Raw genomic sequence first — 14,666 nt, 5'->3', positions numbered from 1 at the left:
AACAAAGGGCGTTCAGGTATAGTTTCCATACCTGCTTGTCCGGCACATAACGCTATGACTCAGAGTGGAAGTACACCTTGTAGAAGTGCATACCACGCTCCTGATCGAAGCCGCGTTCTACATATTGCTCGCTCTGTTCCGGGTTATACCCACTGAACTTGATTTCGATCTGGGTGTCGAGTTTGATGAAGTTGCGGAACTTGCGCTTCATGTTCTTCACCGTGTTTTTGTTGATGGCAAAGTCCGTAAAGCCCTCGATGTCGCGCTCTTCGGCAAAGGCCTGGGTATAATTCTTGAATCGTTCGGCCGTTTCTGGCTGGTCTATTACGCTGCTCGTGAACTCCTCCAGATCAAAAGTTTCGCTTTTTGAAAAGTAGTCCACGGAGCGGCTGATGAAGTCGACCTGGGCCTTTTTGCTGTCGGTCTGGGCAAACACTTCTTCCGAGAAATCCTTGCAGAGGTTAAGCGCTGTCTTGGTGTTAAAGTTGGTATCCTTGAGTTCAGTGACGTGCAGGAAATCCTCTTTCCAGAACACGGCGTCGGTGCTGTTGGCATCCACGATTTTCACTCGGAAACCATCCTCAGCCTGGGTATTGAAAATTAAACAGCCTTTGTCTACACTTTTAATGTTCACCCCGAAATGGTAATTCATGCTCAGGTCATCGTCATCTTCCTGGAAGGTCAGGAACGTATCTTTGTTCTCCGACTTAAAAATGCCGATTGCGTCCACAATGTCGTCTTCCATCAGACAGCCAGACAGATGCACCACGTATAGTTCGCCGCTTTTTACTTTGGGGTGGTCCGATTGCTCGTACAGGTGGTTGAGCACATGCACCGAATACTCCAGAAACTTTTGTGGTTCCGTGAACATCAGGGCCGCATAGGCGAACATTTCGTTCAGGGCCAGGTCAGAGGTATGATGGAAACGGAAAAACTCTTCCTGCTTAAAGGGAGCCAGAAAGTAATTCGTCAGTAAGTCCGTCAGTTGCTCATCCCGCAGATCGACCAGTTCTTTTGAAGCGATCACGCCCTCTTCTTTTGCCTTGTTGCCTACTCTGTGCACAGCCAGCCTGTTCAGCCGTACCTGTCTTTTGTCGTTCATCTGCTTTGCCTTTATACCTAGTCTATACCTGTTGTTGAGGGCCTGCAAAGGTAAGGTGCAAACAGGTCGATAGCCAAACATGTAGAACAATTAAGCAAGGGTATTTTTGTGCTGTTTCCTGAGTGTATAAATTATTTTATAATCATAATTAACTGATTTTGAATTATTTATACCTGTTTATGAACTTTTTTTCATTTACCTGATTACAAATTGGCACGGTTCTTTCATATCCCTCATCAAGCAGCGCAGCTTAGAGTTTAAAAGGATTTCAACCAATAAAGGATAGGAGTGATGAAAAAGATATTTCTACTACTGGCCGTCGTTCTGGGAATGGCGGCAACTCAGGCAAATGCGCAGCAGAAGCAGCCCGTGCGCATCGGTATAAAAGCGGGTGTAAACTTATCGGAATGGCAGGGCGAAACCATCAATACTGCCCAGGATCTGATGGAGATGACCAACGGAGCCCTTAACCGTGAGATGCGGGAAGGTTTTCATGTAGGGGGTGTGGTGTCTATACCTGTCGCACCTGGTTTCGAGATTGAGCCAGGTCTGCTGTATTCTCAGAAAGGGATGCGCCTGACAGGTAAAATCCCGATGGAGCAGTTCGACTTCCTCAATGCTGGAGTTACCGTGACCAACAAAGCCGAATACATTGACATGCCGATTCTGGCAAAGATTTTCATAGGTGAGGGCTTCCATATTTTTGCCGGACCTCAGTTCTCATACCTGCTTTCTAACAAAGTTCATGTTAAGGCCGGAGCATTGGGTTTCAACGCCCTGAACCAGGAGTGGGACGTAAACAGCGGTTTCCGTGAGCTGGATGTGGCGGCAACAGGAGGTATAGGCTACCGCTTTGCCAGTGGCTTTAACGTAAGCGCCGGATACGACTACGGCCTGACAACTGTAGACGCCAACCGTAACTTCGATACCTTCAACCGGGTGATCAAAGCCTCTGTAGGATTTACTTTCTAAGAAAAGAATTTAACTGTTTGTAATAGTGTTTTGGTGAAACACACAGGCCGCTACTTCTGGTAGCGGCCTGTTTCATTTTATAACATTACCCCGTTGTGAGCGCACAATCTGTAGCCTTGCCCGTGTATGTTAATGATTTCTACTGTAGGGTCCTGGCGGAGGTATTTGCGAAGTTTGGCAATGTATACATCCATGCTGCGACCAGTAAAGTAACTGTCCTCGTGCCAGATGCGCAGCAGCGCTTCCTCGCGTGGCAGCACGTCGTTCAGGTTCTGGCAAAGCAGGCGCAGCAGTTCGGCTTCTTTTGGTGAAAGCTTCTGTATATCGCCGTTGTAATGCAGCAGGCGCAGCTTGTACTGGAAACGATATTGCCCGATAGTATATTCAGTTACTTCCGGCTTTTCTGTTATTGGGTTTCCACCCTTGCGGTGCATAATTGCTTTTATTTTGTAAAGCAGCACCTCCGAGTCAAACGGCTTGGTGATGTAGTCGTCGGCACCGATTTTAAAGCCTTCGAGCATATCCTCCCGCATCGCTTTGGCCGTCAGGAAAATGAGGGGCATCTCAGGCTCTAGTTTTTTGATTTCGCGGGCCAGCGTAAAACCATCCTTACCAGGCATCATCACATCGAGTATGCAAAGGTCAAAGCTTCCTTTCCGAAAGGCCGTGATGGCCTGGCAACCGTCGGGGCACAGCGTTACCTCGTAGTCATGCAGCTCCAGGTAGTCGCGCAGCACAATCCCGAAATTGGGGTCGTCCTCGGCAAGCAGTATGTTCAGTCCTTTGTCGCTCATATGGTGCCAGATTCAGGTATAGGCAATTCGTTAAAGATACGCTTTTCCGGTTTTTGTTGCATACAGGGTTAAGCGCTTGCAGGTATAAATATTTCAAACCGGCTGCCTTTGCCGGGCTCGCTTTGCAGTTTTATTGTTCCGTTGTGGGCTTTTACGATGGCCTTCACGTAGCTGAGTCCCAGGCCAAAGCCTTTTACATTGTGCAGGTTTCCGGTTGGCACCCGGTAAAACTTATCAAATACGCGCAGCTGTGCGTCCCGTGTCATACCCATCCCTTTGTCCTCCACAGCCAACAAAATGCCGCCAGTTGTATTGTAGGTATGTATGCGGATGGCAGGAGGACCCGGGGAGTATTTGTTTGCGTTGTCCAGCAGGTTGCAGATGACGTTATAAAAATGCACTTCGTCCAGCTCAATATCCGGGCCCGTGGCTTGCAGATCGGTTATGATGGTGCCTTGGCGTTCTGCTACCTGTAGGTATATGCTTTCAACGGCTTTGAGCACCAGAGCATGCAGATCGGTCCGGATCAGGTTCATCTCGTAGTCGTTCTTCTCGAGTCGGGCTATCTGCAACACGTTCTCCACTTGGGCGTTCATGCGTTTGTTTTCCTGCCGGATGATGCCGGTATAGTATTGTACCTTTTCCGGGCGGGCGTAAATCTTGGGATTTGAGATGGCGTCGGCGGCGAGCGAGATAGTGGCGATCGGTGTTTTGAACTCGTGCGTCATGTTGTTGATGAAGTCATTCTTCATGTCGGAGAGTTTCTTCTGCCTGAAAATGATGTGAATGGTGGTGCCAAAAGTAGCCACCATGATCAGGGTAAAGAGTGCAGAAAAGCCCAGCATCATCCATAGTGACCTGATGGCGTAGGCCTGGCTGTCAGGAAAGTATACGGCGAGGTAGTCAGATTTATCAAAAATGTCGTTGGGGAACAGGCTGGCTTTGTAAGTGGCAAAGGTATTAATACCGCTGACCGGCAAGTGGCTGGCCGCTACCGTATCCTGCTGGTCGGATAGTACCCAGTAGCCGAAATCCAGTGCGATGCCTTTGTCCTGCAGTTCGGTTTGCAGCATGGGCTTCAGGTCGTCGAAATCCATGCGTTGCTCCAGGGGAACATCTTTCGCTACATATTCCACCACCATTTTCTCAACTACATCGTTCAGTTTTTCTTTTTTCGCCTCTATTTTGGCAGGATCAGGTGTGGCCACACTGGCCTTTGCTGCATTTTGTGCAGCCTTAACGGTAGCATCAGGTATAGCGATCGGTTTTTCCCTTACCTGGCGCACTGCCAAGCGAGGGGAAGTTTCCTGCACGGACTTTTTCTCTTCCGGCCTGTGAATACTCCGGAAGATAATTTTACTCCCTGTGATAATAGTCGGGTCTGCTGCTGTTGCCTCCGTCAGGTTGTTGCTGCCGCGGGCTACACTGCCTTTTCTGAAAATGAACACGCTGTCTTTCCTCACATTAATAGAGGCTATTTCGGAGGGAGAGAGCGTTTGGCTAAAGTAATTGTTTCGGCGAAGGCTGTCTAGTTGCAGGGCAATGAACTGCAGGGTATCGGCAGAGAAGTGCAGACTGCGGCCGTTAACCTGGCGGCTATACCTGACTGTACTATCTGCCAGTCGCCTTATCCGCAGTGCGTTGTTTTGGCTCATGCGCTGGGCACGGGCCTGCATAGAATCTGCCTGTGCCTGCCAGGCCGCCATGTACTGCATATGTTCTATCGGGAAGGCTGGCATAGCGGGCATACGAATTCCGTCAGCCAGCATTTGTTGCATAGCTGAGTCCAGGGCATTAAACTCAACCCGGAATTTGTGACCGCCGGCATTGGGAAAGGGGCGGGCTTTTATACTGCTGGCCAGCTTGGGTGCTTCCGGCTGCTTTTGCGTGGCGGCTATACCTGTGGGTTTGCTCGGCGGGATAGGCTTGTTAATAGTGTGGGGCTGGTCATCAGCCTCGACCTGGCTGTTCTTAATGAAGGTTACCTCAGGCTGCGTTTTTGTTTCCGGAGCAGGTTCTGTAGTGGGCTGTTGAAGCGTAGCTATCCCGCTTGCCACCGCCGACACGGCCTCCTGCGTTTCCAGCTTCTCCACTACACGGGTTAGTGCTTCGTGTACGCTGCGGTCAAACTGCTCCTGCTTCACCTGTATGGCATCCGAAATCCAATACAGCTGAAGTCCGACCATACCTAGTAACGATATGCTCATCAGCACGATAACACCTATGATAGTCAGCTTACTCACATCACAAATTTACGTATTTCGTCTGGCTTGTCCATTACTTTAACTTTTCATTAACAGACTTTAACCTGGCTTTAACGCTTGGGAGATCCGGGCTAGCGTACATTTGTAGAAACGATTCACTAACCTCTTATACCTGATCACTATGAATCTCTTCCTCAACTTCCAACCCTTGCTCAGACTGGCCCTGGCCTTGCTGATGGGACTTCTTCCCCTGTACGGTGCCCTGGCACAGGAGTCAGGACAGCAAAAGCGTAAAATGCACATCAAGATGATCCGTACCGTGGATGGCAAAACGGAGGTTATCGACACTACCATTACAGCCGAGACGGAAGAGGCCATTGCCAAAGCCCTGAAAGCTGCCCGGCTCGATACAGCGCAATTGCGTCTGATGGACGAGAAAATAAGAGCTTATACCTTGGGCAAGGAGGGGGATGCGGTATTTAAAGCCAGAGTGCACAGCCTTAAAGCCGACACCGCTATGAGAAGAGCCATGAAAGAGGTGCATGTGCTCACTTTGTCGGCCGATAGCCTGAGCAAAGAGATGGTGAAGCGCTTCAAGGTCATACAGGGCGACTCGCTGCTGATGGGTGCTGGACCACGGGTGTTTATGCAACGTTTCCCTGATTCCGCTTTTGTTCATTTCGAAGAAATGGGCAAGGCCATCAACATCAACCCGAAAGAGATAGAGCGCATTATTGTGAGCGCGATGCCAAGCCAGGAGCGCATCGACTCGCTGATGAAACTGCACGAGAATGTGAACTTTAAAGTGATTGTAAAAGACGGTCAGAAGAAGGTATACCGCATCGATCGTGACGGAAAAGAGGAAGAGGTGACAGGCGAGGAGGCAGGTTTCCACTTTGCCAGACCCGGCCGGGCTATTTTTATTGTGCGCAAGGCCAAAGTGGAGGATGTGACGAAAGCTGATAAAGAACAGTTGAAGGCCACGGGCGCTCCCGTCGAAATGAAGTCACGGGAAGAGTTGAAAATGGAAGAGATCCACTTCTCTCCAAACCCAAACAACGGGCGCTTCAACCTGAAGTTTTCACTCAAAAACAAGGGTACCACCGTGGTGCGGGTAATGGATGACAAAGGCCGGGAAGTGTTTGTGGACACGGTAGAAAACCTGACCGGAACTTATGAACGCGACATCGACCTGACGCCTTTTGGCCGGGGCCTTTATTTCCTGCAGCTAGCGCAGGGAGACCGTTATCATACCAAAAAAATACTGGTGCAATAGAACAAGTAAACATACCGTAAAATAGATTGATTCAGTAGAGAAGCCCGGCGCCCGAAGTGCCGGGCTTTTGTATGATAACTCTTAGGGCCTACACAAAGTAAAAAGAGCTGGACCTATACCTGCGCTGATGAAAAACTTGCTATACCCCTTCTTCTTCCTTTTGCTTTTCCATTTTCCGGCTGCGGCACAATCGCAGCGGACCTACAATGCCACTCTGAGCGACTACGCCTACCGTTACCCGGTCAATTACCTGGAAGTGGAGCAGGAGGGGCAGAAGTATCGGATGGCTTACATGGATGTGTCTCCGCCCACCAGTTTCAAAAATCCGCAGACAGTGGTGCTCCTGCATGGCAAGAATTTTCTGGGAGCCTATTGGCAGCAAACGATGAATTTTCTGGCAGGGCAAGGCTATCGGGTCGTAGTGCCGGATCAGCTGGGCTTCGGCAAGTCAGACAAGGCGGAAGTGCATTACAGCTTTCATCAACTGGCGCAGCACACGCGTCAACTATTGGATCATCTCAAAATCAGGGAAGCAGCGGTAGTCGGGCACTCCATGGGCGGCATGCTCGCCACACGCTTTGCACTCATGTATCCGGAAACAACCGCTAAGCTGGTACTCGAAAACCCGATCGGGCTGGAAGATTACCGCCGCATGGTGCCGTACAAGAGTCTGGACGAGTTATACCAGGATGAGCTGAAACGTACGGAGGCAGGTATTGGCGACTATCATAAAACCTACTATACCTCCTGGAAGCCAGCCTACGAAGAGTGGGTGCGTATACCTGCCGCACAGCTGCGCAGTCCGGATTACCCGCAAGTAGCCCGCGTGGCTGCGCATACCTATGCCATGATCTACGAACAACCGGTGGTCTATGAATTCAGCGACCTGAAAATGCCGGTGCTGCTGGCTATCGGGTTGGAGGATCGCACGGTGGTAGGCAAGGCCTATATCAAAAGTGAGGAGGAGCGGAAGCTGTATGGGCAATATCCGCAATTGGGCCAGCAGACGGCCGGTGCAATACCTAACGCACGATTGCTGGAGTTAAACGGGGTGGGGCATATCCCGCACATCGAGGCGCCGGACCAGTTTCACAAAGCGCTGCTGGAGTTCCTGAAGCAGTAAGCTATACCTGATGGCTCTATTTAATGATGGTGGTGATGATCGTGGTCACCGGGCTTGCTGTTGAAATTGGCGATGGTACCCGCCCCAAAGAAAACAAACCAGCACAGGTATAGCGCATTAAAATTCTCCACTGTCTTACCGATGAACAATAAGATGACGTTCGCCAGAATGGTCATTACCAGGCCCGTCATGGCCACAAACTGGTAAGAGTTCATTTCCCGCGGATCGTATATTTTTGATAGTTTCATAAGTTTTTTTGCTGCCGGTTCTTTCTGTAACGCTATCGGGCTGCCATACGTGCCATCGGCTTATCTTATTTCGCTCAAAGATAATTGAAAGAAACGGGAGATGTATAAAAGTGATTGGTTGAATTTTTATGTTAAGTAAAAATTGTTATACCTAACTGATCTCCGGGGGGAGCGTATACACAGGTAAACAAACGAATTGAATTATGGCAACCAGAGATGAAGATATACAGAACACGCCCAACAGGCCTAAGAATGTAAACGATGAGCACCGCAAAAGCCAGACCATGGGCAACAGCCCCGATCCGTCTGCCAAGCGCAACGTAGGGTATGGAGGAGCGCTGGAGCGAGACGACCAGAAAGACAGTCTGGAAAACCTGCACATACAGGGAAACGAAACGACCGGCTATGGCGCCAATAACCCTAAGAGTACAGAGGAATTTGCCCAGGGCCCCGGTTTTGAATACGAGGGCAGCGATACGGCCATGGACGATGATGTAAACGGGATTCGCACCCGCCAGCAGCCTTTTGGCGAGAACGACACTGAACCCAACGACAGCGACCAAAGCCGCATTTAGGGTATAGCCTATACCTGAATATAGCAAAAAGCCCCGCCTCTTTACGAAGAGGCGGGGCTTTTTATGTTACGAAAGGCTAGTATTCCAGATTTCCGGATGGTCTGCTTTGACCACTGCCTTTTTTATCGCGCCAGTTTCTGCGGTTGCCGTTAGCTGAGCGGCTACTAGTGCCTGCGCTTGCTGTTGCACGGCTGTTTCCTTCGCTTCTGCCTGATCGGTTATTACCGTTTCCGGATGGTTTGTTACCACTTGCAGCACGGTTGCTGTTGCTAGAAGCTGTTTTGTTGCGGGGCTCTCTGCCAGCCGGGCCTTTCGGTTTCTTGGCATTCTCCAGGTTCACCGATAAGTGCTTCGGCAAAGCAAACGGATGGTCTGCATCTACCTTGATCTGCTTGTTGATCAGCTTCTGGATATCGTGCAGGTAATAGCGTTCTTCTTCATCGCAAAACGACAGTGCTATACCTTCGTTGCCGGCACGGCCTGTACGACCAATGCGGTGTACGTACGTTTCGGGCTCGTTTGGCAACTCGTAATTGATTACGTGCGACAGCTCCTCCACATCTATACCTCGGGCGGCTATATCTGTCGCCACCAGCACGCGTGTTGCACCTGCCTTAAAATTACCTAAAGCACGCTGACGCGCATTCTGCGATTTATTGCCATGAATGGCTTCTGCCTGTATGTTAACTTTGTTGAGATCCTTCACAACCCGGTCGGCGCCGTGCTTTGTTCTGGTGAACACCAGCACGCGTTCTATATCCTGATCAGAAAGCAGGTGACGCAGCAGGTCGCGCTTATCGTTTTTCTCTACAAAATATACCGTTTGCCCAACTTTTTCAGCTGTAGACGACACAGGAGTTACCTCTACCTTCACCGGGTTTACCAGGATAGTATCGGCCAACGCCTGAATAACAGGAGGCATCGTGGCAGAGAAGAACAGCGACTGGCGCTGCTTCGGTAGCATTGGTATAATGCGCTTGATGTCATGGATAAAACCCATGTCGAGCATACGGTCTGCTTCATCGAGCACAAAGAATTCCACATGCTTCAGGGAAATAAAACCCTGACCGATCAGGTCGAGCAGGCGGCCTGGCGTAGCGATGAGCACGTCGATGCCACGCTTCAGTTCCTGTACCTGCGCATGCTGCGATACACCACCGAAAATAACGGTATGGCGCACGTCGGTGTTTTTGCCGTAAGCGGCAAAGCTTTCATTTATCTGTATGGCCAGCTCCCGTGTAGGAGTCAGGATAAGCGTTTTGATCGTTTTGGGTGCTCTGTTTTTCTGGTTGTGCAGCATCTGCAGCACAGGTATGGCAAAGGCAGCGGTCTTGCCTGTACCCGTCTGGGCGCAGCCAAGCACATCGGTGCCCGCCAAAAGATGAGGTATAGCACGTTCCTGTATAGGCGTAGGCTGTGTATAGCCCTCTGCCTGAAGCGCCTTCAGGATCGGTTCTATTAAATTTAATTCGCTAAATGTCATGTATGATTGATTATTGCAAGCTACAAAGGTAAGTCTATTATTCCGGCTTGCTCTTATTTTATTTGTGAGCCCCGCATACCGCTAGCAGGTATAGCTGGGGTGAATAAGGCTACAACAGGAAGTGTATTGTAATAATTCAAAACAGGCGCCGGGGCGCGGCATGATTTGCAGCAGGTACCAGGTGTGGTGGGGTGATATGTTTTGTTAGATTTGCGTAGGTATAGGCAGGTATGCACCCAAGGCAGAATGTTGTTTTCAGGTATAGCTGTCCTGTAAAAATGTCAACATAGATAAAATGACACAGCCACATACATTACACATCCGCAACATGGTTTGCCCCCGTTGCCTTAAAGTGGTAACCCAGGAACTCGACAAGCTCGATTTACAGCCACTGGCCATACAATTGGGCGAAGTGAAACTTGAACAGGAACCCTCAGCCGAACAAATGCAACAACTACGGGAGGCCTTGCAGGAGAATGGCTTTGAGCTGATAGAAGACAAGAAGGCGGAGCTCGTCGAGAAGATCAAGATCGCCATCATCGAACTGATCCGCTCGGGTGAGGTGGAGAACCTGAAGATCAACATTTCGGACTACCTGGCACAGCAGCTCGGTCGTGACTACCACTACCTGAGTGCGCTCTTTTCAGCGGAGGAGGGGCTCACAATTGCACGCTACGTGGTATTGCAGAAAGTAGAACGGGTAAAAGAACTTATGGCCTACAACGAGTTGAGTCTGAGTCAGATCAGCTTTGAGTTAGGGTATAGCAGCGTAGCGCACCTGTCGGGCCAGTTCAAGCAGGTAACCGGCATGTCGCCATCAGAATACAAGAAAGCCGCAGCTCCAATGCGGAAGCCGCTTGATAATGTAAACTAAGGTATAGCAGGATCAGAAAAGATCTGCAGGTATAAGAAGCATTAAGACACTACTAAATGGGGAGAACTTCCAAAAAGCAAAAGCGCATGCTAAGTCGGTAAAGACGGGGCATGCGCTTTTGCTGCTGAAGGGGGAAGCTTACTCTACACGCACCAAAAATTCTTCTTTAATGAATTCGAGGATTTCCGGGGAAAGTGGCTTCGAGAAAAATTCTTTTACTTCTTTGTGGCTGCGGGCACACTGAATGTCTTTGCGGTCCACGGCCGAGGAAAGCATAAACAGGCTGCACTTTTGGGTCGCGTACTCCGGCAGTTTGCGGTACTCCTCAATAAAATTCCAACCGTCCATTCCCGGCATATTAATATCTAGAAAGATCAGATCAGGAAATTTGTCTCCGGTTGATTCAACAGAAGATTTCAAAAAATCAAGGGCTTCTTCAGCGCCTTGAAAGCTGAAGACGTCCTTTGCAAAGTTCTCATTTCGGATGATGCTCTCGCAAACAAAATTATTTACCTCATCATCATCAATCAAAACAACTCTTTTCAATGTATTCATTACTACAGGGTGTGTCTAAAATAAATATTAAAAGTAGTACCCACATTCACTTGGCTATCTACTTCCACTTTGCCGCCTAGCAGCTCAGTCTGGGTTTTGACAAGGTGTAACCCCAAACCCCGTCCTTCTCCGTGAGAATGGAATCGCTTGTACAAACCGAAAACCTTTGCTTTGTCCTTACTCAGATCGATTCCGAGACCATTATCTGTTACGCTGAGACAAATATAGTTAGGAATAGTGAAAGTTTTAAGCCGCAGATGCAAATTTCTGTCAGGCGATCGGTATTTCAAAGCATTTGTTATAAGATTGTACATAATACTGTGCACATAACTTCGAACACCTATAACAGTAGGCGCCTCTTCAAAGTCCCGCTCCAACCACATGTGCTCACCCAGCAATTCTGCCGGTAGACTCTCATATACTTCTTTGAACACACTCTCAAACCTCATCTCTTCCCGCAAACTGTTGAGTTCGCTCCTGATCGTGAGGATGTCATTCAGGTCGCGTATCGTTGTATCGAGGAGTTTTGCAGATTTAAACAGGTTCTCAATCACCCGGGGGTTCATAGGCGAATCGGGCTTGTGCTTGTTGTAGATGGTGGTAAGGCCCAGTATGTTAGCAATAGGAGCCCTCAGGTTATGCGACACAATGTAGGCGAACTGCTGCAGGTTCTGATTCTGTTTCAGCAACTGGTCGGTGAGTTCGTCGCGTTTCTGCTGCGCCTCTTTATACGAAGTCATGTCCGAGGCAGAGCCATCGATGCGGTACACCAGCCCCTTCTCATCTTTTCTGGGCGAGACCCGCAGCATCAGCCATTTACACTGCTTATCCTTTGTTATAATGCGCATTTCGTAGTGAAGCGGTTCCCCTCTGTTTAGGGCTGGCAGTATGTGTTGCTCCATGTACACCCTGTCTTCGGGGTGAATGGCATTATTCCAGAGGTCGGGCTGGTTTATAAATTCTTCTTCGGTATAACCTGTCAGCTCGTGGCATTGCGGACTCACATAGAGCATGCTAAGCGATGAATCTGCTGAAAAAATCATTTCCGGGATGTTCTCCAGCGTTGATTGCAGCAGATTTTTTGCTTTCAGTGCTTCCTGCTCTGTTCTTTTACGATCTGTGATGTCCTGTACAGAACCGTGAAAGCGCACCAACCTGCCGTCGGCATCATATTCTGGCTCGCCTATTTCATAAACGGTGCGCCTGGTGCCGTCAGGTTGTACAATGGTGTGTTCTACTGATAAAATCCTGTTCTTTTCAGAAGCTTCTTCTATGGCTGCCAGTAAATGTGCATGCTCAGCCTCTGGTACAAAATGCATAACATTCTGTCGCGACGGAACAAAGGACATGTTGCTGATACCGTAAATGTTGTATACGCTGTCAGACCAGGTGATTACGTCGCGCTCTATGTCAAGCTCCCAGTTGCCGAGCTGTGCCAGTTGCTGTGCCCGCGCCAGTTGCTCCTCGTTGCGCTTGATGGTTTCCAGAGCCAGCTTGCGTTCCGAAATATTGAGCACACTCAGGGCAACGGCCAGCACGCGGTTATCTGACCCGAGTACAGGGCGAAGTGCTATCTCATGCCAGAAATCGCCATGGCCGTCTTCATACAGGATCGTCTCGCCTTTCATGGCCCGTTTGTGCTGCTCCCGGAACTGCTGTACTTTTTCATCACATACCAGCTCCTGAAAATCCATACCAGCTTTCAGATCGGTTATCAGCATGTTTTGCACGTCTTTCCTGGCCACAGCATTGCACATCACAATGTGCATGGATTCATCGAGGAGGTAGATTGCCTGGGGTGAGCTGTCAAGCAGAGCCCTCAGGTTAGCCTCGCTCGCCATCAGTTTGTCCTGTGCTATGATCTGGTCTGTAATATCGATCAGGGTACCGTTCCAGATCACACGGCTTTCCTCTTTCCAGGTAGGAAGCCCATGGGTTTGTACCCATTTCCATTTGCCGGCCTGTGGCTGCCTGATCCGGAAACTTACTACTAGAGGAGATAAGTTTTGGTATGAGTCGCTGATGGCCTGCAGCAGCTGCGGGATGTCTTCGGGCTCAATATGCCGGTATAGTGCTGTCGCGCTGTTATATACCTCTTCAGGGCTTATATGGAAAAGATCCCGGATACCATCGCTGACGAACGTGAAGTGGTATTGGGACTGACTCATCATCTCCAGCTGAAAAACGGCTCCCGGTATGCTGGAGCTTATTTCCCGCAGCTGTTGCTCGCTTGTATGCAGCTTTTCAATCATCCCCAGGCGCTCGTCTACGTTTATGGCAACCACCAGCCGCGGCATACTTTCGCCGATGCGAGGAAGAGCATGAGAAATAACTTCGACCTTAAACGTGCTGCCATCGCTGCGTTTATGTCGCATCCTGCTCTGTCGCGATTCCAACTTTTCTATCTGGTCCAGCCTTAATTTTAAGAGCGGAACGTCCTCCTCTGGTCTGATATCTAATATGTTAAGCGATAGAAATGCTTCCCTGCTGTAGCTATACTCGCGCAGGGCAGCCTCATTCACATCCAGAAATTGCATGGTGAGCCGGTCATACACCCACATGGGCATCGGGTTCAGGTCAAACAGCATTTTGTACTGGAGCTGGCTGTCGAGCAAGGCTTTTTGTAGTTCCTGCCTTTTCTCCACTTCGGCATTGAGTAATTTGTTGTCGTGCCGGAGCCGCTGGATAACGTTGCGAAGCAAAAGCAGTGCTGTGATACTCATCAACACTATAATGGCCAGTATCAGCCTGTGGTTGTCGATGAACGAAGAAATGGACTGCGATGCCAGCTGACTGTTCTGTCGGGTAGCCTGGCGTAAACTTTCGCTCAGCTTGTTGAGATTTGTCTGGTGCTGCTCATATGCGGGAGTGATCACCGTGCGGTTGTAGGCAAGCGCCTCTGCTATTTTTCCGCTGCGGCTCAGCTGCAGCAGGTGCGAGATCAGGGTGTCATGCGCAGCTGCTTCAATTTCGAAATCGCGGAGTATGTGCTTGCGCTGATCGTTCTCTATCATAGCCATTAACTGGCTGATGATAGCAGCATTGTGCGGTTGTGTAGTCTGAATATCCTGCTCGTACCTGGCCTTTTCGGCTTTGCTGGCAGTGGTAAGATGCAGCAGGACTGCTTTGTGAATGGCATCGTCGTTGAACTGCAGGTCATCGATCAGCTCAAGTTCCTGGAGCGCCTGCACCACATAAGCATTGTGGCTAAGCTGAACCTGACGGGCCTGAAAGAAGGTGTAGGAAGTTAAAACAAGCAGCGTAATCAGCAAGCACGCGAATGCAAACAACACAAGATAAGTCGTGCGCGAAGCTGCATGCAGGTGCGTAGGCTGATTTGGATTCAACATAGGAGAGATGCAGGTGCTTATTGAATTACGCAGCGCAAGTACTTGGGTAGCGGATTTTGCACCGATTATTATCAGTGTTTATTTCCGAACATAATCAATTATGCAACTAA

General features: G+C 49.5%; 12 protein-coding genes. 5 read left to right on the top strand and 7 right to left on the bottom strand.

Translation table 11 applies throughout. The annotated features are described in order from the left end of the window. Positions 1 to 52 precede the first annotated feature (52 nt). On the bottom strand, positions 53 to 1,183 hold the full coding sequence (locus K3G39_RS04450) for a nucleoid-associated protein (RefSeq protein WP_255593969.1): 1,131 nt from the start codon (positions 1,181 to 1,183) through the stop codon (positions 53 to 55). A gap of 210 nt (positions 1,184 to 1,393) precedes the next feature. Here K3G39_RS04450 and K3G39_RS04445 point away from each other — a divergent pair, with 210 nt between their 5' ends. Then, the gene (locus K3G39_RS04445; RefSeq protein WP_220624973.1) at positions 1,394 to 2,074 is read left to right on the top strand and encodes a porin family protein; all 681 of its coding nucleotides are present in this window, start codon (positions 1,394 to 1,396) and stop codon (positions 2,072 to 2,074) included. Between the two features lie 77 nt (positions 2,075 to 2,151). On the opposite strand, the gene K3G39_RS04440 is transcribed toward K3G39_RS04445, so the two are convergent. Beyond that, positions 2,152 to 2,868 carry a response regulator transcription factor gene (locus K3G39_RS04440; protein ID WP_220624972.1) on the bottom strand — a complete coding sequence of 239 codons (717 nt, stop codon included), beginning with the start codon at positions 2,866 to 2,868 and terminating at the stop codon, positions 2,152 to 2,154. Between the two features lie 68 nt (positions 2,869 to 2,936). Next, complete coding sequence (locus K3G39_RS04435) at positions 2,937 to 5,111, bottom strand: ATP-binding protein (RefSeq protein WP_220624971.1); 2,175 nt, start codon at positions 5,109 to 5,111, stop codon at positions 2,937 to 2,939. Between the two features lie 142 nt (positions 5,112 to 5,253). Between K3G39_RS04435 and K3G39_RS04430 the strand changes: the two genes are divergently transcribed. Continuing rightward, on the top strand, positions 5,254 to 6,348 hold the full coding sequence (locus K3G39_RS04430) for a T9SS type A sorting domain-containing protein (protein WP_220624970.1): 1,095 nt from the start codon (positions 5,254 to 5,256) through the stop codon (positions 6,346 to 6,348). Between the two features lie 127 nt (positions 6,349 to 6,475). Next, positions 6,476 to 7,471, top strand: a complete 996-nt coding sequence (locus K3G39_RS04425) for an alpha/beta fold hydrolase (RefSeq protein WP_220624969.1) — start codon at positions 6,476 to 6,478, stop codon at positions 7,469 to 7,471. 20 nt (positions 7,472 to 7,491) lie between these two features. Here the strand turns inward: K3G39_RS04425 and K3G39_RS04420 are convergent, their stop codons facing one another. After that, positions 7,492 to 7,719 (bottom strand): hypothetical protein, encoded by a 228-nt coding sequence (locus K3G39_RS04420; protein ID WP_220624968.1) that lies wholly within the window; start codon positions 7,717 to 7,719, stop codon positions 7,492 to 7,494. 203 nt (positions 7,720 to 7,922) lie between these two features. Between K3G39_RS04420 and K3G39_RS04415 the strand changes: the two genes are divergently transcribed. Further along, positions 7,923 to 8,294, top strand: coding sequence for a hypothetical protein (locus tag K3G39_RS04415; protein ID WP_220624967.1), 372 nt, complete (start codon positions 7,923 to 7,925; stop codon positions 8,292 to 8,294). A 76-nt stretch (positions 8,295 to 8,370) separates the two neighbouring features. On the opposite strand, the gene K3G39_RS04410 is transcribed toward K3G39_RS04415, so the two are convergent. Then, entirely contained in the window at positions 8,371 to 9,777 is a 1,407-nt protein-coding gene (locus tag K3G39_RS04410; RefSeq protein ID WP_220624966.1) for a DEAD/DEAH box helicase, read from the bottom strand. Between the two features lie 295 nt (positions 9,778 to 10,072). On the opposite strand from K3G39_RS04410, the gene K3G39_RS04405 reads away from it, so the two are divergent. Beyond that, the gene (locus K3G39_RS04405) at positions 10,073 to 10,651 is read left to right on the top strand and encodes a helix-turn-helix domain-containing protein (RefSeq protein ID WP_220624965.1); all 579 of its coding nucleotides are present in this window, start codon (positions 10,073 to 10,075) and stop codon (positions 10,649 to 10,651) included. Positions 10,652 to 10,789: 138 nt separating this feature from the next. On the opposite strand, the gene K3G39_RS04400 is transcribed toward K3G39_RS04405, so the two are convergent. Together K3G39_RS04400 and K3G39_RS04395 are read right to left on the bottom strand one after the other, a co-directional pair. After that, positions 10,790 to 11,206, bottom strand: a complete 417-nt coding sequence (locus K3G39_RS04400; protein ID WP_220624964.1) for a two-component system response regulator — start codon at positions 11,204 to 11,206, stop codon at positions 10,790 to 10,792. Between the two features lie 2 nt (positions 11,207 to 11,208). Then, positions 11,209 to 14,556 (bottom strand): PAS domain S-box protein, encoded by a 3,348-nt coding sequence (locus K3G39_RS04395; protein WP_220624963.1) that lies wholly within the window; start codon positions 14,554 to 14,556, stop codon positions 11,209 to 11,211. Positions 14,557 to 14,666: the final 110 nt, after the last annotated feature.

The organism is Pontibacter sp. HSC-14F20 (assembly GCF_019599265.1).
Taxonomy (GTDB): domain Bacteria; phylum Bacteroidota; class Bacteroidia; order Cytophagales; family Hymenobacteraceae; genus Pontibacter.
Note: the sequence above shows the minus strand (reverse complement) of the source record. Positions and strands in the feature narration are given on the sequence as shown.

Bases quoted from the DNA above. Each gene is read 5' to 3' on its own strand.
- K3G39_RS04440 (WP_220624972.1), bottom strand. From the start codon at position 2,868: ATGAGCGACAAAGGACTGAACATACTGCTTGCCGAGGACGACCCCAAT.
- K3G39_RS04410 (WP_220624966.1), bottom strand. From the start codon at position 9,777: ATGACATTTAGCGAATTAAATTTAATAGAACCGATCCTGAAGGCGCTT.
- K3G39_RS04450 (WP_255593969.1), bottom strand. From the start codon at position 1,183: ATGTTTGGCTATCGACCTGTTTGCACCTTACCTTTGCAGGCCCTCAAC.
- K3G39_RS04425 (WP_220624969.1), top strand. From the start codon at position 6,476: ATGAAAAACTTGCTATACCCCTTCTTCTTCCTTTTGCTTTTCCATTTT.
- K3G39_RS04395 (WP_220624963.1), bottom strand. From the start codon at position 14,556: ATGTTGAATCCAAATCAGCCTACGCACCTGCATGCAGCTTCGCGCACG.
- K3G39_RS04400 (WP_220624964.1), bottom strand. From the start codon at position 11,206: ATGAATACATTGAAAAGAGTTGTTTTGATTGATGATGATGAGGTAAAT.
- K3G39_RS04445 (WP_220624973.1), top strand. From the start codon at position 1,394: ATGAAAAAGATATTTCTACTACTGGCCGTCGTTCTGGGAATGGCGGCA.
- K3G39_RS04420 (WP_220624968.1), bottom strand. From the start codon at position 7,719: ATGAAACTATCAAAAATATACGATCCGCGGGAAATGAACTCTTACCAG.
- K3G39_RS04430 (WP_220624970.1), top strand. From the start codon at position 5,254: ATGAATCTCTTCCTCAACTTCCAACCCTTGCTCAGACTGGCCCTGGCC.
- K3G39_RS04405 (WP_220624965.1), top strand. From the start codon at position 10,073: ATGACACAGCCACATACATTACACATCCGCAACATGGTTTGCCCCCGT.
- K3G39_RS04415 (WP_220624967.1), top strand. From the start codon at position 7,923: ATGGCAACCAGAGATGAAGATATACAGAACACGCCCAACAGGCCTAAG.